The organism is Halobaculum sp. D14 (assembly GCF_051195135.1).
Classification (GTDB): Archaea; Halobacteriota; Halobacteria; order Halobacteriales; family Haloferacaceae; genus JBNTKA01.
The window spans coordinates 426769-443944 of sequence record NZ_JBNTKA010000002.1; the positions used below are offsets into that span (position 1 = coordinate 426769).

Consider the following 17176-nt stretch of genomic DNA (forward strand, 5'->3'; position numbering starts at 1 on the left):
TGTCTATATTCACAATACGTTCGATATTCTATTATCAAAGAACGTGATGGTTATGTCGGGGCCGGTGAGCGACGCGGGAGCGGCGCTCTTCGTCCGCTCTGGCGACTCGGACGGTCCGGTCTTTCCGGCCGAACTGGGACGTGGAATCGACGAGGGCGCGACTCGCCGGTATCGGGCCCGTCGCCGGTCAGGCGTCGTCCCCCGTCCGGCTCTCGGCGTCGAACTTCCCGAACGGCGTCGTCTCGTGGGTCCGCACGAGCACCTCGTCGGCGACGGTGAGCCCCATGTCCAGGAGTTCCTGTGCGACGGGCGTGATGTCGCTGTCCGACTCGCCGACGACGGTGACGAGGAGGTTCTGCTCACCGGTGACCAACTCCTGAACCGAGATGACGCCGTCTATCTCCAGGATGTCCGGGATGAGGTCGCCCCGTTCGGGAATCGAGGCGGTACAGTAGAGCAGCATTCGGAGCGGATACCCCGACCGCTGGTAGTCGACGCTGGCGCTGTACCCCTTGATTACGCCCTCGGACTCGAGTCGCTGGATGCGCTTGCGGACGGTGCTGTCCGAGGTGCCGGTCCGCTCTGCGATGTCGCCCGACGACGTGTTCCGGGCATCCTCCTGCAGTGCGTACAGGATCGCCCTGTCGACGCCGTCGATTTCCTCGTCGCCCATGTCGACGTCTCCGCGACAGAGCCACTTTACTTGTCCGTCGGCGCCCGCAGTTACCAGCGCTGGTGGACGTGGCCTTCGACGTACTGCTCGTAGACGTCGCGGACGGCGCCGTGCAGTCGGTGCGGAAGCGGGTCGCGGTCGGCGGCGGCGACGTTCTGCCGGATGTGTTCCGGAGAGGTCGACCCCGGGATGACCGCGGAGACGGCGTCGAAGTCGAGAATCCAGCGGAGCGTGAACTGCGCGAGCGTCGCGTCGTCCGGGACGTGCGGCTCCAGCGCCTCGACGGCGTCGACGCCGGCGCCGAGCGGCACGCCGGCGAACGTCTCGCCGACGTCGAACGCGTCGCCCTCGCGGTTGAAGTTCCGGTGGTCGTTCTCCGGGAACTCGGTGTCGCGGTCGATGGCGCCAGTCAACAGCCCCGACGCGAGCGGGACCCTGACGATGACGCCGACGTCGCGCCGCTTCGCCTCCTCGAAGAACAGGTCCGCGGGGCGCTGCCGGAACGGATTGAAGATGATCTGGACGGTTTCGACGCCCGGGTACTCGATGGCTTTCAGCGCCTCCTCGACGCGCTCGACGCTGACGCCGTACTGCGCGATTTTGCCGCGCCGCCGCAGGTCCGCGAGCGCGTCGAACACGTCGGGCTGGTAGTAGACGTCCGTCGGCGGGCAGTGCAACTGGAGGAGGTCCAGCGTGTCCTCCCCGAGGTTCTCCCTTGAGCGGTCGACGAACCGCTCGAGGTTCTCGGCGTCGTACCCGTCGGCGGTGTGCGGGTCGAGTCGTCGGCCTGCCTTCGTCGCGACCGTCACGTCGTCGTGGGCGTCGCGTTCGTCCAGCACCGACCGGATGTGCCGCTCGCTGCGGCCGTCGCCGTACACGTCCGCGGTGTCGAGGAAGTCGATGCCGGCGTCCAGCGCGGCGCGGACCGCGTCGCGGCCAGCCTCGTCGGGGACGTCGCCCCAGTCCCCGCCGATGTTCCACGTGCCGAGTCCGACTTCCGTGACTTCGCCGACTGCTCCGAGTGAGCGACGTTGCATACCCGGTGGTGGTGGCGCCGATGTAAGATGGCTGTGGTGCCGGCACGGCGACGCCCACGAACGCGACGACGGGGCGTGAGTGGAGTTGCCCGGTGCACTGCGGGTCGAAGTCTCGCGACGAGCCGACGGACTAGTGTTGTGACTAGTGCGAGCGGGCAGGCCCGCGCGTGAGACTGAATCCGTATCGGACCGGCCTCGTCGCTCTGCGCCGTCCGCGTCGACGGCTGTGGCGTGTATTACGTGGCGGGCGGGAGGAGCGCCGGGGACAGTTTGATATGCCGGGTGCGTGTATACGCGGCCAATGAGCAAGATCACGTTCCGCGCCGACGACGAGCTCGTGGCGCGCCTCGACCGGTTCGAGGCGTCCAAGAGCCAGGTCATGCGGGAGGCGCTTCGCGCCTACCTCGACGGCGCGGAGTCGGCCCAGCCCGCCGACGGCGGGGGCGACGCCGACGCTGCGGACGGCGGCGGCGACGCCGACCCGGTCGACGACGCGCTCGCGGCGCGCGTCGACGAGGTCATCGAGGAGCGGCTCGGTGCGTTCCTCGACGGCCGCTCCGGTGGCGGTCACGCCCGCCCCGGCGAGCCGGCGGTGTCGCTCACGGTGAACGTCGACGGCGCGGACGACCGCGCGGTTTCGGTGGAGGAAGGAGCGGCGACCCGGTCCGAGTCCTCGGTCGACGACTCCCGGTCAGCGGGCGGTGCTTCGCGGGACGCCGAGTCCGTCGGCGACGTCGACGCCGATTCGGTCGGGGACGAGTCGGCGGCCGACTGCGTTCAGTGTGGCGAGTCGCTGGACGATTCGCACGCGTTCTGTCCGAACTGCGGCGAGAAGACGCCGGAGCGGGCGGTGTGTGCGTGCGGCGACGAGGTCCGGTCGGACTGGGCGTTCTGCCCGAGCTGCGGCCGGCGGACCGCGGCGGCGGACGTCGTCGATCGTCGGTGACAGCGCGGCACGGCGGGCGTTGACGCGTGTAAGACGGGGGCGCGGACAGCGTCTTACACTGCCCGGTATCTTTATATGTGAAGGGTCTGTTGATACTGCTGCGTAAGACGGCTCGTCTTACGGGCTGCAGGGCGCGGGCGGGGAAGCCGCCCCGACGGTCCGTACCGCACGTACCGCGTGCTCGCCGTCTTACCGGGGGAATGCAAATGGAGCGTGTGACTCTACGAATCCCGAAACAGCAGATCGACGAAGTCGAACAGATGGTCGAGACCGGCGAGTTCCCGAATCGCAGCGAGGCGATTCGCTCCGCCGTGCGCGAAATGCTCAACGAGCAGGACGGCACCGGCGACCGGACCCGCAACGACCAGAGTAAACGCAGCTGGGCCAAGGTGTAATTAAATGCAAGATATCGTCCAGGACGCGCTTGAAAACGCGGAAGCAGAACAGCGCAGCATGGCGGAGATGGACGGAGACGACGACGAGTTCGGGGAGCCCCGAATCGTCATCGTCGGTGCCGGCGGTGCCGGCAACAACACCATCAACCGGCTGTACAACATCGGTGTCGACGGCGCGGAAACGGTCGCCATCAACACCGACAAGCAACACCTCAAGATGATCGAGGCCGACACGAAGATCCTCGTCGGCAAGTCCCTGACGCAGGGGCTCGGCGCCGGCGGCGACCCCTCGATGGGCGAACGCGCCACGGAGATGGCGCAGGGAACCATCAAGGAGGTCCTCGGCGACGCGGACCTCGTGTTCGTGACCGCCGGTATGGGCGGCGGCACCGGCACCGGTGCGGCGCCCGTCGTCTCGAAGATCGCGAAAGAGCAGGGCGCCATCGTCGTCGGCATGGTGTCGACGCCGTTCAACGTCGAACGCGCCCGCACCGTCAAAGCCGAAGAGGGCCTCGAGAACCTCCGGAACGAGGCCGACTCGATCATCGTCCTCGACAACAATCGGCTGCTGGACTACGTCCCGAACCTTCCGATCGGGAAGGCGTTCTCGGTGATGGACCAGATCATCGCCGAAACCGTGAAGGGCATCTCCGAGACCATCACGCAGCCGTCGCTCATCAACCTGGACTACGCGGACATGTCCACGATCATGAACCAGGGGGGCGTCGCCGTGATGCTCGTCGGGGAGACCCAGGACAAGAACAAGACGCAGGAAGTCGTCAACGACGCGATGAACCACCCGCTTTTGGACGTCGACTACCGCGGCGCCTCCGGCGGACTGGTCCACATCACCGGCGGCCCCGACCTCACGCTGAAAGAGGCCGAGGGCATCGCCGACAACATCACCGAACGGCTGGAAGCGAGCGCCAACGTCATCTGGGGCGCCCGCATCCAGGAGGAGTACAAGGGGAAAGTGCGCGTCATGGCCATCATGACCGGTGTCCAGAGCGCACAGGTGCTCGGTCCGAGCACTCAAAAGCAGGCTGACAAGTCGCGCGCCAGCATCGAAGGCGACACGTCGGAGATCGACTTCGACGCGAAATCGAACGCCGAAGCCGCGACGAACGGCTCCGGCTCACAGGCCGCCTGGCAGTCCGACGGCGGCCGCGACGCCAGCGAGCAGAACAACGGGCTCGACGTCATCCGCTGAACCCTGATTCGGCGCGTCGACGTCGACGCCACGCACAGCCACCGACCGCGGACGACCGCGACCGTTGCCCGGTTCGGCCGTCCGTCGACGCCGCAGCCCGGTCACGCCGCCGACCCCTGAATCGGCGGTGACACGGGGCGTACTTCTTCGGACGCCGACCGCTCAGCGGCCGCTCGTCCGCTCCGCGAACCGCGTCCGTCAGACCGCCTCGACGGCCTCGACCAGTTTGCACTTCCGGCAGACGTCGCCGGTCGTCTTGGAGCCGCACCGCTCGCACTCGTCGAGTTCCTGCGCGTCGTCGCCGCGGTAGCGGTCCCCGGCGACGTCGGCGAGTTCCTCGTAGCCCGAGAGGATGGAGTGGCGGGTGCCGGGGTGGTTCTCCTCGAGTTTCAACAGGAGCTGCTGGATTTCGCCGCGGTACGCCTCCTCGGCGTGCGGGCACTCCGTGATGTGCGCCGGGAGGTCCTGCAGGTGACAGTAGAGCGCGACCTCCTTTTCGGGGATGTCGCGGAGCGGCTTGGCGCGCGGCACGAACTCGTCCGTGTCGCGCCGGTCGTCGAACGACCCGAGGCTGGCGTCGAAGTGCTTCGCCATCTGCGTGACGTCGCCTTCGAGGAAGTTCATGAGCGCCGTCTGCGCCTCGTCGTCGAGGTTGTGGCCGGTGAGGAGCTTGTCGGCGCCGAACTCGTCGGCGTAGCTCTCCAGCAGGTCGCGGCGGAACACGCCGCAGTAGGCGCACGCGGCCATGTTCTCGGGGTCCTTCTCGACGACGTCGTCCATCTGGACGCCGAGTTCGTCCTCGTACGTCACGGTTTCGTGCCGCACGTCGAGGTCGGCGGCGAGTTCCTCGCAGGCGTCGAGCGACTCGTCGCGGTACCCCTCGATGCCCTCGTGAATGGAGAGCGCCACCATCTCGACGCGCGGGTCGTCGCTGAAGGTGTCGTCGAGAATCTTCGTGAGGACGACGCTGTCCTTCCCGCCCGACAGGCCGATGACCCACCGTTCGGGGTCGTCCGGGGTCGCGTCCCGGCCGAGCAGGCTGTCCTCGCGGATGCGCCGCCGCACCCGCTTTTCGACCGACCGGCAGAAGTGGCTCTCACACAGGTGCGCGCCGGAGTAGGCGGCGTGCATCACCGCGTCAGCGCCGCACTTGTCACAGTCCATTACCGGCGGCTTACGCGCCGGCCCGGATACCGGTTTCGTCCGGACGAGGTGCGGAACTGCGGCTCCGCGTCGACCCCGACCTCGCTCTCTGAAACCGCACGAAGGTTCAAATCGGAAGAGGCGGCCAGGCCCCTCGATGCGGTAGCGACGACGGCGCCGTGGTTCGCGGTTGTGCGGCCGGACACGGCGCATCCTGCCTCGAGCACGGCCGCCTGTTCGCCACTCGTTCCGTAGCGACTGCGTCCCCGTGCCCCAGCGACTGCGCCGCTTCGCCGTCCGGCCGAGTCGACGCGTAAGAGGCTTCCCGACGCGCCGCCGAGCGGGAAGCATGGACCGCGAAGCCGCCCTCGACCGCGTCGACCGCATCATCGACACGGTCGAGTCGGAGCCGATGCCGGTGCCGATTCGGGAGCTGTGGGTGTACGGCGATGTCGCGCTCGGCCTCGACCCGATCGACCGGCTCGACGTCTACGTCACGAAAGACCTGCACCTCCGCGGCGACGCGGACGCCGAAGCCGAGTTCGTCGACTCGCACGGCGTCAGGGGCGTCGGCAAGTCCGTCTCCGCGGAGTGGGCGCGCGAATTCCCGGGGCACCTTCGCGCGAACGACAACGGCCACGCCGCCCCGGAGCAGTGTCTCGCCGCGCACCTCCTGCCGGACGACGAGCCGGTGCACCTGGAGGTGTGCAACGCGCCGTTCGACAAGAACGTCCGGCAGCGGCTGAAGGGGGCGCTGGCCCGCGACGCCTACGAACAGATTCTCGACCCGCGCGGCGTCCAGTTGTGGGCGGACGGGCAGCGCGCCGACGAGACCATGGAGAAGCTCCGCGGCGGCGAACTCCCGTTCCCGACGCTCACCGGGGCGCTGGAGATGCTCGGCGTCGACGACGACCGCGCGGCGGAAGCGGCCGACGCCGTGGAGTCGTACCGGGAGGCTCAGCAGGGTGCCACGGTCCGCGGCGACGTCGTCTAGTCGCGGCTTCGCCTCGGAACCGTTCGGTCTCAGACGCGCCCGACGGTGACGTCGAACGGGACGACCTCGACTCGTTCGTACTCGTCCGACTGCATCTGTTCGACCACGTTCCGGCCCATGCTGCGCCACTCCCGCCGCAGTTCGTCGTACGCGTCCGGCCCGAGCGCCTCCCGGAGCTCGGTTTCGTGGTCTGCGAGGCCGGCGCCGCTCGCCTTCCGCGCCGCCCCCTTCAGGTCGGCCTCGCTGTACGGCGGTTCGACCCGTTTCTCGTGGACGTAGCGACGCGTCCGGAGGTCCGACAGCCCGGCGTCCGCGAAGAACTGCCTGACGCGGTCGCCGAGCGCGACGTTCGTCCCGACGCCGCCGATGTACGCCGACCGGACCCGCTGTTCGAGCGCCGACTCCGCCGCCGCCGTCGAGGAGACCGCGACGTCCGCGTTGTTCGGCTCGACCGCCGCGACGAGGTCCGACGACACCCGCGCGAACTCCGCGACAGCGGCCGCCGGGTCGGGGAGGTTGATGAGCAGCGCCTGACAGACGACGAGGTCGAAGGCGTCGTCCGGAAACGGGAGCCGCATCGCGTCCGCGGCGCAGTACGACAGGTCCGTGCGGTCGCGCGCCACGGCGAGCAGGTCGGTGTCGGCGTCGACGCCGACGACGTCCGCGTCGGCGGCCTCGTCCGCGAGCACCTGCGTGAGTTCGCCGGTGCCACAGCCGACGTCGAGGACGCGGCTCCGCGACGGGAGGTCCAGCGGGTCGAGCGCGGCGCGGCTCTCCGTCCACATTCCGCGGCGGGTCCGGTCCAGGTACTCCGGCGAGAAACGACGCATTCGGTCGTGTCCGGATGCGGCGAGCGCAGTGAAAAACGCCGCGGGTCGAACCGCTCCGGGCCGAGTCGACGCGGGCCGCGGCGGGCCGGTGCAGACGCGACTGACTCGCCTCGGCGACGCCGAGTTTCCGGTTAGACCGACGATTCGAGGTCGTACAGGTCGCCGTACTTCTCGGCGACGTAGTCGACGAAGTAGTCGGCGGTGAAGTCCTCGCCGGTGGCCTGCCGGACGAGTTCGTTCGTCTCGTATCGGCTGCCGTGCCGGTGGACGTTCTCGCGCAGCCACGCGTGGAGGTCGTCGAACTCGCCGTCGCGAATCTTCCCGGTGAGGTCGTCGATGTCGTCGTCAGCTGCGTCGTACAGCTGCGCGGCCATCACGGAGCCGAGCGAGTACGTCGGGAAGTAGCCGAAGTTGCCGTGGCTCCAGTGGATGTCCTGCAGGCACCCCTCGGCGTCGGTGTCCGGCCGGATGCCGAGGTACTCCTCGTACTTGTCGTTCCACGTCTCCGGGACGTCTTCGACGTCGAGGTCGCCGGAGATGAGCTCCCGCTCGATTTCGAACCGGACGACGATGTGGAGGTGGTAGGTGAGTTCGTCCGCCTCGATGCGGATCGGGTTGTCCTCGTACACCTGGTTCGCGGACTCGTACGCCTCCTCGACGGTGGCGTCCGTCTCGGGGAAGTGCTCGAGGAAGGTCGGCATGATGAGATCCCAGAACGGCTTGGACCGGCCGACGTGGTTCTCCCAGAGCCGGCTCTGGCTCTCGTGGACGGAGAGGTCGCGGGACTCGCCGAGCGGCGTCCCGAACTCCTCTTTCGGCAGCCCGAGGCTGTAGAAGGCGTGGCCGAACTCGTGGACCGTCGCCATCAGCGCTCCGAGCGGGTCGGACTCGTCGAACCGCGTCGTGACGCGGCTGTCGAACTGGTTGCCGGAGGTGAACGGGTGGCTCGACGTGTCGAGCCGGCCGTGCTCCCAGTCGTAGCCGAGCGTCGACAGCACGTCGCGCGAGAGCGCCTCCTGCTCGTCGGCGTCGAAGTGCCCCTCGAAGGCGTCGGTGGTGACGTCCGCGTCGCTCTCGCGGATTTCGTCTATCATCGGCACCAGCGTCTCCTTCAGCGTCTCCAGAATCTCCTCGGCCTGCGACAGCGGCAGGCACGGCTCGTAGTCGTCGAACAGCACCGCGTACGGGTCTCGGTCCGGGTCGATGTGTTCGGCGTACTCCCGCTTCAGTTCGACGAGCCGTTCGAGGTGCGGCGCGAACTGCTCGAAGTCGTCGTCGGCCTTCGCCTGCTCCCACGCGCCCAGCGCCTCCGTCGACGCCTCGGAAATCTGCTCGACGAGGTCGCGCGGGACGGCCGCGGCGCGCTCGTATTCGCGGCGCGCCTCGCGCAGCACGGCCTGCTGTTCGTCGTCCAGGTCGAGATCCTCGCAGGCGTCGAGCAGCTCCTCGGTGCGGTCGTCCGTGAGCATGTCGTGGCTCACCGACGACAGCACCGACAGCTGCTTCGAACGGGCGGGCGTCCCGCCCTCGGGCATCATCACCTGCTGGTCCCACCCGAGGACGCCGCCGGCGCTCTGCACGGCGTTGATTCGCTTCAGTCGCTCCGTGAGCTCCTCGTACGGGTCGGCCGTCTCGGCCGTCGCAGCGTCAGTAGCCATCAGCGTCGCTTACGCGCCCCCGGCCTTCAAAGGCGCGTTCCCGGCGGTCCGCGGTGCGTACACAGCCGAGACTCGACGCGGTGACCGACCGGTCGTAGTCCGGTCAGGCGCCGGGTTCGTCGACGGCGCGGACGGATTCGAACTCGCCGTCGGCGATGGCCGCGGCGACGGCGTCGGTGTCGACGTCCGGGGTCTCCCGCGGGTACTTCCGGTGGAAGTAGCCGACGAGGTTCTCGACGTCGCGGGTCAGCAGTTCGTCGGCGTTCTCGTGGTCGATTTCGACGGACTGCGGCCAGTCGAAGATGACGACGCCGTCGTCGCTGACGGCGACGTTGTACTCGGAGATGTCGGCGTGGACGTAGCCGGCGCGGTACGCCGCGTCGACCTCCCGCAACACCAGGTCGAGCACGCCGACCACCTGCTCGGACTGCAGTTTCGCGTCCGCCAGCTCCGGCCCCGGGAGCTTCTCCATGATGATGGCGTGGCGGTTGTGGTCGACCGGACGCGGCACCGACACCTGCGGATACAGGTCCTCGAGCGCGCCGTACTCGCGTTCGGCCGCCTTCCGCGCCGTGTACTGCCACGACACGTGGTGGTTGTCGGCGGTGTAGTCGCGGCCCTTCCGCACCTCCCGGAAGTTCGTGTACCCCTCCCGGTGGAACTTCAGCGCGAACGGCCGGAACGACTCCACCTCGTAGACGTCGCTCTCCTTCCCGACGCCGAGCGGCGCCCCCATCCCGGAGATGGTCTCCCGCTCCGCGAACGTCCGCAGCGCCAGCGCGTCGTACCCCTCGAAGGTGAGCTGGTACCCCTCGTACTGAATCGTCTTCCGCTGAATCAGTCCCCGGTCCGCACAGCGGTCGATGCGGTAGTCGACCTCCTCTTCGGTGAGGTCGGCGTACTCGGGGAGCTTCTCCCGGTTCACCCACTCGGAGAACCGCATCCCCTGCTCGACGCCGGAAAGCAGATAGAAGTCCGCCGGCTCGAGCTCCGCCATCACCTCCGCGACGTTTCCGACCATGTACGGTATCGTGGGCGGTGCGGCGGTAAAAGGAGTCGGTCAGCCGGCTCGACGCCGACCGGCGCGCCGAGTGTTGTCTGCGTCGACGCCGAACGTCGTTCGCGTCGTCACGAAGTGTCGTCCGCGTCGACGCTACTCGGCGGCGGGGCCGCGAAACCGCGGGAGAGCGGGGTGCGGCCGCGACGGCTGCGGCGGTGAGCGCAACGGCTTTCCCCCCGCGCCGGCAGGAGCCGACATGGCTCTCGACGACCGCGAGTGGCGGCTCATCCGCGAGGAATCGCGGCCCGGCCCGGTCACGATGGCGCTTGACGAAGTCGCCGCGGAAACGGCCGCCGGCGGCGGCCCTCGAACCGTCCGCGTCTACCGGTGGGAGCCCTCGTGTTTGTCGCTCGGCTACCGACAGGACCCCGACTCGGTCGACTGGGCGCACTGCCGCGACGCCGGCGTCGACGTGACGCGCCGGCAGACCGGCGGCGGCGGCATCTACCACGACGACAGCGGCGACATCTCCTACTCCGTCGTCGCGCCCGCCGCCGAACTCCCCGGGAACCTCATGGACTGCTACCACCTGCTCTGTGAGCCGGTGCTCGACGCGTTCTCGCGGCTCGGCGTCGACGCGGACTACGCCGACGAGGAGCGGCCGGCGCTCCACCAGCCCGCGTGCTACCTCCGGGAGCTCCACCCGGCACACGACCTGCTGTCGGACGGCGGCGCCGGCCGGAAGCTCTCCGGGAACGCCCAGTACCGCCGCGACGACGCCGTCATCCAGCACGGCTCCGTCACCTACGAGTCGACGCCGGCGGCCCACCTCGACTGCTTCGCCGACCCCGGCGTCGACGAGGCGGCGTTCGCCGACCGCGTTGCCGGCATCGCGGACCTCGTGGACGCGTCGCGTTCGGACGCCGTGGCGGCGTTCGAGGCGGCGCTCGCGGCGTGGAGCGACGCCGACGAGGGGTCGTGGACGGACGACGAACTGGCGCGCGCCGAGCGGCTCGCCGACGAGAAGTACCGGAGCGACGACTGGGTGCGCCGGACGCCGGGCGGACGCTGAGGCGCCCGCGGTCAGTGGCCGTCGCCGGCGCGGTCAGAACTCGGGGGCGTCGTCGAGCCCGAGTTCGTCGACGATGGCGTCGTGGATGTCGCTGACCGGCGGCGTGTCACGGGTGGCGTCGAGCCAGTGGTCGGCGAGCCACCGGTACCGGATTTCGCGGTTCCCGTCGACGAGAAAACAGGAGCGGCGCGAGCGGGCGAACAGCCCGAACGCGCGGTAGCGAACGCCGAACGCCGCGGAGATGTCGAGGTTCGTATCGGAGTACAGCGGGAACCCGAGGTCGAGCCGCTTGATGAACTGGCGGTGCAGCCGCGGCCCTGACTTCGAGACGCCGACGACGCGGACGTCGTCGCCGGAGGCGAACCAGTCGAAGTCGCGGAACGAACACCACTCGTCGATGCAGTCCGGGCTGAAGTCCACGGTGTAAAAACACAGCAGCACCGGCTGCTCCAGCAGGTCGGAGAAGCGCGCCTCCCCGACGGAGCCGTTCGGCGTGACGAACGGCGCCGTGAAATCCGGCGCGGTGTCACCGACTGACAGCGGCTCGTCGACGTCGTGTTCGGCGCGCGAACCCATGTGGCGACGGAGAGGGGTTCGAGCGGCTTAGTCGATTCGGCAGCGGCGCCGTCGCGGCTCGCCGGACGACCGGTTCCGAAGCGGCTTTGCCGGCAGGCCACCGACTCCTCTGCATGAGTCAGCTCCGAATCGGCGCACACGAATCCATCGCGGGCGGCGTGTACAACGCCGTCGACGACCTCGTCGACGACGGCGGGAACTGCGGCCAGATATTCACGCACTCCCCGCAGGTGTGGCAGGACCCGAACATCGACGACGACGAGGCCGAGCGGTTCCGCGACGCCAGCGACGAACACGGCGTCGGCCCGTGGGTCATCCACTCGTCGTACCTCGTGAACCTCTGCACGCCGAAGGAGGACCTCCGCGAGAAGTCCATCGACTCGATGCAGAAAGAGGTGGACGCCGCCGCGAAACTCGACATCCCGTACGTGAACGTCCACCTCGGCGCGCACACCGGCGCCGGCGTCGACGGCGGCCTCGACAACGCAGCCTCGGCGCTCGACGAACTCGACGTCCCGGACGGCGTCACCGTGCTCGTCGAGTCGGACGCCGGCAGCGGCACCAAACTCGGCGGCGACTTCGAACACCTCGCCGAGGTCATCGACCGCACCGACCAGGACATCGACATCTGTCTCGACACGGCGCACGCGTTCGCCGCCGGCTACGACCTCTCCACGCCGGAGGCCGTCGACGACACCGTCGCCGAACTCGACGACGTCGTCGGGCTCGAACACCTCGAGTACATCCACCTGAACGACTCGAAACACGAGTGCGGCACCAACAAGGACGAACACGCCCACATCGGCGAGGGCCTCATCGGCGAGGACGGCATGCGCGCGTTCATCAACCACGACGACCTGCTCGACGTCCCGATGGCGCTCGAAACCCCGACGGAGGACGGCAAGTCGTTCGCGTGGAACATCCAGCGCGTCAAGGAACTCCGCGAAGCGTAACTCCGCGAGTCGCCGCAGCAGGCCGCGGTGCTCCGGTGCGGCGCGTCACCGCGACTTCGCCCCTTCGCCGGCCTTTCCTTTCGACCTTCGCCGCTGCTGTGCCTCGACGCAGCACTTCGGTTCTCGCGGTTTTCGAAGCGTGTCCCGCCGATTCTCGGGTCGAGAGACTCGCCAGAAGACCTATGTGGTGGTGTGCTATACCATGGCATGTATGGCGTCGGCACCGCACACCGACGACGAGCTGTTCGATGAGTTCCTGACCAGCCGCGGTCACGAGACGGAGGCTGCGGACTGGGAGGAGTCGTATAACAAGAAACAGTGTCCGGACTGCGGCGGGCTCCACGAGCCGGACGCCCACGAGTGTACGGTGTGCGGCTGGCGACCGACAGGGTCGTAGCCGACAGGTCGCCGCGGCGGCGACCCGCGAACTCGTTTTTCGGCGGCGCTGAGCCGTGAGCCGACTGGAAGCCGAAGCCACGGGGCTTATGAGCCGGGAGCGTGTGGAGAGGCACAATGAGCGACCCGACGGTCACCCGTCTGTTCGGCGGCCCCGGCAGCGGGAAGACGACCGCCCTCCTCGACCGCGTCGAAGCCATCCTGGACGAGGGGGCTGACGTCCGCGACGTCCTCGTCGTCTCGTACACCCGCGCCGCCGCCGCCGAGATCCGCGAGCGGCTCGCCGAACGCATCGACACGACGCCCCGGCACCTCCAGGGGAACGTCTGTACGATGCACGCGAAGGCGTACGAACTGCTGGACCTCTCCCGCGGCGACGTCGTCGGCGAGGACGAAAAGGAGGCGTTCTGCGAGGAGTACGGCGTCGAGTTCGAAGACGAGTACAGCGGCGGCGGCCGCCGCACCGCCCGGTCGACGACGCTCGGCAACAAGGTCATCGCGACCTCCCAGTGGCTCCAGCGCACCGACCGCGACGTCGCCGACTGGTACGACGTCCCGTTCCAGTGGGACGTCGAGGAGGTCCGGCTCCCGCCCGAAATCGACCCGAACGCCCAGGAGGGCAACAAGTACACGCCGACGTGGCCCTCCGACGACGACCGGCTCGACGTCCCGGAAGCCATCCGCGCGTGGCGCGCCTACAAGGGCGACAACGACCTCGTCGGGTTCGCCGACATGCTCGAACGCGTCAAGCAGCGGTCGCTGCTCCCGGACGTCGACTACCTGATCATCGACGAGTTCCAGGACATCACGACGCTGCAGTACGACGTCTACGAGGAGTGGCGGCCGCACGTGAAGCAGTGTCTCATCGCCGGCGACGACGACCAGGTCGTCTACGCGTGGCAGGGCGCCGACCCGGACCTGCTGCTCGACACCGAGGTGCACGAAGACGAGGTGCTGCCGAACTCCTACCGGCTCCCGTCGAACATCCTCCGCGTCGTCAACAAGGAGATCCGCCACATCGACAAGCGCCAGGAGAAGGACCTGAAGCCGCGGAAGGAGGGCGGCAGCGTCGAGGCCGTCGAGTCGCCGTCGATGCTCGACCTCGTCCGGAACGTCCGCGCGACCGTCAAGGAGACCGACGACGACACCGTGATGGTGCTGTTCCGGGCGCGCTACCAGATGTTCGACTTCATCGACGAGTTCATCTCGGAGGGCATCCCCTTCTCGTGTCTCACGGACCAGCGGATGTGGACCGACCGGCTCACAGACTACGTCCGCGCCGTCGAAGCCGTCGAGAACGACGAGGTGCTGACGGCGCTGCAGGGCCGCCGGCTCGCCGACATCCTGCAGGACTCCGCGTTCGGCTCGAACGACCGCGACGAGTTCTACGACTTCCTCGACGACGTCGAAGAGACCGCCGACGAGGACGACCTCGCCGAGATTCCGCTGTCGCCCGAGGACGTCACGGACTTCGTCCCGTTCATGCCCGACGGGCCAGCGGCGGCCGACATGGCCCGGAAGATCACGAGCTTCCAGCGGAAGTCGATGAAGGCGTACTTCGCCGGGTCGTACACCGGGATGGACCCGAGCAGGGTCCGGCTCGGCACCATCCACTCGGCGAAGGGCCGCGAGGCCGACCACGTCTTCGTCAACACCGACCTCACCGAGAAGGTCGTCGAGCAGATGGCGGCGCAGGCCGCCCAGCAGGACCTCGACGTCCCCGGCATCCCGCCCGGCGAGGAGTTCACGAAGTCCACCGACCCGGTTCCGGTGCTCACCGACAACGAACGCCGCGTCTTCTACGTCGGCATGTCGCGGGCCCGCGAGCGCCTCGTCCTGATGGAGAACCTCGTCAACGGCGCGCCGACGCTCCCCATCTCGGTGGTGCTGTTCAACGAACTCCGCGAGGAGCCGCCGGCGGAGCTCGTCGACGAGGTCATCGACGAGCAGGAGGCGCCCGAACCGGAGCCCTGACCGTGCCGCCCGAGGACTCCGCGCCGGACGCCGGCAGCGACGCCGACGCGCTCGAGACGGACTACTCGTTCCTCGGCCGCGCGCTCCGCCGCCGCAACGCCGACGCGTTCGTCCACGTCGGCGACCGCTTCGACGACGACATGCGCTATCTCACCCGGTTCGGCGGCCCGGACCGGCCGTACGCGTTCGTCTACTGCAACGGCACCGCGACGCTGTGCGCGCCGACGCTGTTCGACGACCAGGCGCGCCGCGAGTTCCCCGGCGACGACGTCCGCGTCGCGAACCAGGGCGACGCCGCGGGTCGGCGCGCCGCCGCCGTCCTCGACGACGCCGGGGCGTCCGGCACGGTTCTCGTGCCGCAGCACGTCCCGCACGACGCCGCCGTCTACCTGGAGAACGCCGGCTTCGAGGTGGCGTCGACCGCCGCCGTCGCCGACGCCCGCGCCGTCAAGACCGACGCGGAACTCGACCGGATTCGCCGGGTGCAGCGCGCCGCCGCCCGCGGCGTCGCCCGCGTCGAGGCGGTGCTGTACGACGCCGCCGTCGACGGCGACGAACTCGTCTGGCAGGGCGGGCCGCTGTCGACTGAGCGCATCCGCCGGCAGGTGAACGAAGTGCTCGCCGCCCACGGCGTCAGCGACACCGGGAACACGGTCGTCGGCGCCGGCGCGTCCGCCGCCGACCTCCACTTCACCGGCGTCGACGCGGTCCGCCCCGGCGAAACCGTGCTGGTGGACGTCTCGCCGCGCGGCCCGGACGGCTACTACGGCGACATGACGCGGACGTTCGCCGTCGACCCGGACGGCGGCTGGGAGCGCCGGGCGTACGTCGCCGTCGAGGCCGCGCGGGAGGCGGCGCTCGCCGAACTGGAAGCCGGCGTCGCGGCGTCGACGGTCCACGAGGAGGCGTCCGCGGAACTGGCCGCGTACGGCTTCCGCGTCGACGACGACGCCGTCGGCTTCACTCACTCCACCGGCCACGGCGTCGGCGTCTCGCTGCACGAGGCGCCGGCGCTCTCCGGCGACGACGAACTGGAATCCGGCACGGTCGTCACCGTCGAACCGGGCGTGTACGACCCCGACGAGGGCGGCGTCCGGCTCGAAGACCTCGTCGTCGTCACCGACGACGGCTACGAACTGCTCGGCGAGTACCCGTTCGGGCTGGTGCCGCGCAGCCGCGGCGACTGACCCGTCCCGGCGCTCTGGGACTCTCTCAGTTCGCGTCGTCGCCGGCCGCTTCGTCGACCGACTCCGCGGTGGAATCGCCGGTCGAGTCGCCGGCCGAGTCGTCGGGGGACTCGCCGTCCGGCTCCACCACCACGGAGTCGACCGCTTTCTCCGCGGCCTTCGCCGGCACGTCCGAGGGCGTCGTGAGCCGCTGGGGCAGCACCACCATCAGCACCGCGACGACGACGAACGCGCCCCCGACGACGGCGTCGCCGCCGACGGCGCGCTCGATTCCGTAGCCCGCGACCGGGAGCGCGAAAATCAACGACCCCGCGAGCCCGAGCTGCTCCATGATGCCGAGAGACACGACCGACGGTAGGCGGTCCGCGGAGAAAAGCGCTGTCGATACCGGCGACGCGGCCGCGGACGCCACTGCTACTCGGAGCCGGCGCGCGCGTGAGCGGCGGCGTCGTCGCCGGACGGCTGGTCGGGGAGCGCGGCGGCGGCGTCGTCGCCGGAGAGCCCGGTGGTGATGAGCAGCCGGAGGCCGCGCCGGACCGACACGTCGAGTTCGCGGACGTCGTCGTCCCGGACGAGCGCGAGCGCGCCGCCGGTCGGGTTCGGGCTGTTCGGGAAGAACACGCTGTAGAGCTCCTCGCCGGTCGCGTCGCGGGCGTACCGCGGCGCGCGGTCCGTCACGAACCCGATTCGGTAGCGGCCCGGCTGGGGGTACTCGACGAGCGCGACGCGGTCGTAGCCGGCTTCCGGCGACGCCAGCGACTCGCTGACCTGCCGGACGCCGAAGTAGACGGCGCGGACGACCGGCAGCAGTTTGACGCCGCGCTCGACGCCGCCGAACAGCCGCCGGCCGGCCTCGTGGGAGGCGACGAAGCCGACGGCGGTGAGTCCGACCGCGAGCAGCGCGACGGCGAGCACCTGCGCCGCCGGCTCGCTGCCGACGAGTTCGGCGAGCCCGGAGCCGCGGACGACCGGCGCGAGCAGCGCCGTGAGCCTGTCGACCGCGAAATCCAGGATGAACAGCGTGACCGCGAGCGGTGCGACGAGCAGCAGCCCCGCGAGAAAGCTCGACCGAATCCGTCCGATGACGTCCATGGCCCCGATGCGACCCCCGTGTGTAAAGGTGACACGGAGT

18 protein-coding genes are annotated in these 17176 nt (G+C 69.4%); 9 read left to right on the top strand and 9 right to left on the bottom strand.

Annotated elements, in window-relative coordinates:
- Positions 1 to 187: 187 nt before the first annotated feature.
- The gene (locus ACQUST_RS07910; RefSeq protein ID WP_435127081.1) at positions 188 to 673 is read right to left on the bottom strand and encodes an Lrp/AsnC family transcriptional regulator; all 486 of its coding nucleotides are present in this window, start codon (positions 671 to 673) and stop codon (positions 188 to 190) included.
- A gap of 50 nt (positions 674 to 723) precedes the next feature.
- On the bottom strand, positions 724 to 1710 hold the full coding sequence (locus ACQUST_RS07915) for an aldo/keto reductase (RefSeq protein ID WP_435127083.1): 987 nt from the start codon (positions 1708 to 1710) through the stop codon (positions 724 to 726).
- Positions 1711 to 2011: 301 nt separating this feature from the next.
- Here ACQUST_RS07915 and ACQUST_RS07920 point away from each other — a divergent pair, with 301 nt between their 5' ends.
- The 3 genes from ACQUST_RS07920 (at position 2012) to ftsZ (ending at position 4261) form a co-directional block, all read left to right on the top strand.
- Positions 2012 to 2656: a double zinc ribbon domain-containing protein gene (locus ACQUST_RS07920; RefSeq protein ID WP_435127085.1), complete on the top strand. Its 645-nt coding sequence runs from the start codon at positions 2012 to 2014 to the stop codon at positions 2654 to 2656.
- 206 nt (positions 2657 to 2862) lie between these two features.
- Positions 2863 to 3051: a ribbon-helix-helix domain-containing protein gene (locus ACQUST_RS07925; RefSeq protein WP_435128151.1), complete on the top strand. Its 189-nt coding sequence runs from the start codon at positions 2863 to 2865 to the stop codon at positions 3049 to 3051.
- Between the two features lie 4 nt (positions 3052 to 3055).
- Positions 3056 to 4261, top strand: coding sequence for a cell division protein FtsZ (gene ftsZ, locus ACQUST_RS07930; protein ID WP_435127087.1), 1206 nt, complete (start codon positions 3056 to 3058; stop codon positions 4259 to 4261).
- Between the two features lie 198 nt (positions 4262 to 4459).
- Here the strand turns inward: ftsZ and ncsA are convergent, their stop codons facing one another.
- Positions 4460 to 5425 (bottom strand): tRNA 2-thiolation protein NcsA, encoded by a 966-nt coding sequence (gene ncsA, locus ACQUST_RS07935; RefSeq protein ID WP_435127089.1) that lies wholly within the window; start codon positions 5423 to 5425, stop codon positions 4460 to 4462.
- A gap of 328 nt (positions 5426 to 5753) precedes the next feature.
- Between ncsA and ACQUST_RS07940 the strand changes: the two genes are divergently transcribed.
- Complete coding sequence (locus ACQUST_RS07940) at positions 5754 to 6398, top strand: DUF7095 family protein (RefSeq protein WP_435127091.1); 645 nt, start codon at positions 5754 to 5756, stop codon at positions 6396 to 6398.
- A 29-nt stretch (positions 6399 to 6427) separates the two neighbouring features.
- Here the strand turns inward: ACQUST_RS07940 and ACQUST_RS07945 are convergent, their stop codons facing one another.
- The 3 genes from ACQUST_RS07945 to ACQUST_RS07955 form a co-directional block, all read right to left on the bottom strand.
- Positions 6428 to 7228 (bottom strand): class I SAM-dependent methyltransferase, encoded by an 801-nt coding sequence (locus ACQUST_RS07945; protein ID WP_435127093.1) that lies wholly within the window; start codon positions 7226 to 7228, stop codon positions 6428 to 6430.
- Positions 7229 to 7359: 131 nt separating this feature from the next.
- Positions 7360 to 8886: a carboxypeptidase M32 gene (locus ACQUST_RS07950; RefSeq protein WP_435127095.1), complete on the bottom strand. Its 1527-nt coding sequence runs from the start codon at positions 8884 to 8886 to the stop codon at positions 7360 to 7362.
- A gap of 103 nt (positions 8887 to 8989) precedes the next feature.
- Positions 8990 to 9907, bottom strand: coding sequence for a serine/threonine-protein kinase RIO2 (locus ACQUST_RS07955; protein WP_435127097.1), 918 nt, complete (start codon positions 9905 to 9907; stop codon positions 8990 to 8992).
- A 235-nt stretch (positions 9908 to 10142) separates the two neighbouring features.
- Between ACQUST_RS07955 and ACQUST_RS07960 the strand changes: the two genes are divergently transcribed.
- Complete coding sequence (locus ACQUST_RS07960; RefSeq protein ID WP_435127099.1) at positions 10143 to 10958, top strand: lipoate--protein ligase family protein; 816 nt, start codon at positions 10143 to 10145, stop codon at positions 10956 to 10958.
- Between the two features lie 33 nt (positions 10959 to 10991).
- Here ACQUST_RS07960 and ACQUST_RS07965 read toward each other — a convergent pair whose 3' ends face one another.
- Entirely contained in the window at positions 10992 to 11534 is a 543-nt protein-coding gene (locus tag ACQUST_RS07965) for a peroxiredoxin family protein (protein ID WP_435127101.1), read from the bottom strand.
- A 113-nt stretch (positions 11535 to 11647) separates the two neighbouring features.
- Here ACQUST_RS07965 and ACQUST_RS07970 point away from each other — a divergent pair, with 113 nt between their 5' ends.
- From ACQUST_RS07970 to ACQUST_RS07985, 4 genes are all read left to right on the top strand, one after another.
- Entirely contained in the window at positions 11648 to 12487 is an 840-nt protein-coding gene (locus tag ACQUST_RS07970; protein ID WP_435127103.1) for a deoxyribonuclease IV, read from the top strand.
- A 211-nt stretch (positions 12488 to 12698) separates the two neighbouring features.
- Positions 12699 to 12884, top strand: coding sequence for an HVO_0416 family zinc finger protein (locus ACQUST_RS07975; protein ID WP_435127105.1), 186 nt, complete (start codon positions 12699 to 12701; stop codon positions 12882 to 12884).
- Between the two features lie 116 nt (positions 12885 to 13000).
- A complete protein-coding gene (locus ACQUST_RS07980; RefSeq protein ID WP_435127107.1) occupies positions 13001 to 14857 on the top strand; it encodes a UvrD-helicase domain-containing protein in 1857 nt (618 codons plus the stop codon).
- Between the two features lie 2 nt (positions 14858 to 14859).
- On the top strand, positions 14860 to 16044 hold the full coding sequence (locus ACQUST_RS07985) for a M24 family metallopeptidase (RefSeq protein WP_435127109.1): 1185 nt from the start codon (positions 14860 to 14862) through the stop codon (positions 16042 to 16044).
- Between the two features lie 25 nt (positions 16045 to 16069).
- Here the strand turns inward: ACQUST_RS07985 and ACQUST_RS07990 are convergent, their stop codons facing one another.
- Both ACQUST_RS07990 and ACQUST_RS07995 read right to left on the bottom strand, forming a co-directional pair.
- The gene (locus ACQUST_RS07990; protein WP_435127111.1) at positions 16070 to 16390 is read right to left on the bottom strand and encodes a DUF7533 family protein; all 321 of its coding nucleotides are present in this window, start codon (positions 16388 to 16390) and stop codon (positions 16070 to 16072) included.
- A 68-nt stretch (positions 16391 to 16458) separates the two neighbouring features.
- The gene (locus tag ACQUST_RS07995) at positions 16459 to 17136 is read right to left on the bottom strand and encodes a DUF502 domain-containing protein (protein ID WP_435127113.1); all 678 of its coding nucleotides are present in this window, start codon (positions 17134 to 17136) and stop codon (positions 16459 to 16461) included.
- Positions 17137 to 17176 lie beyond the last annotated feature (40 nt).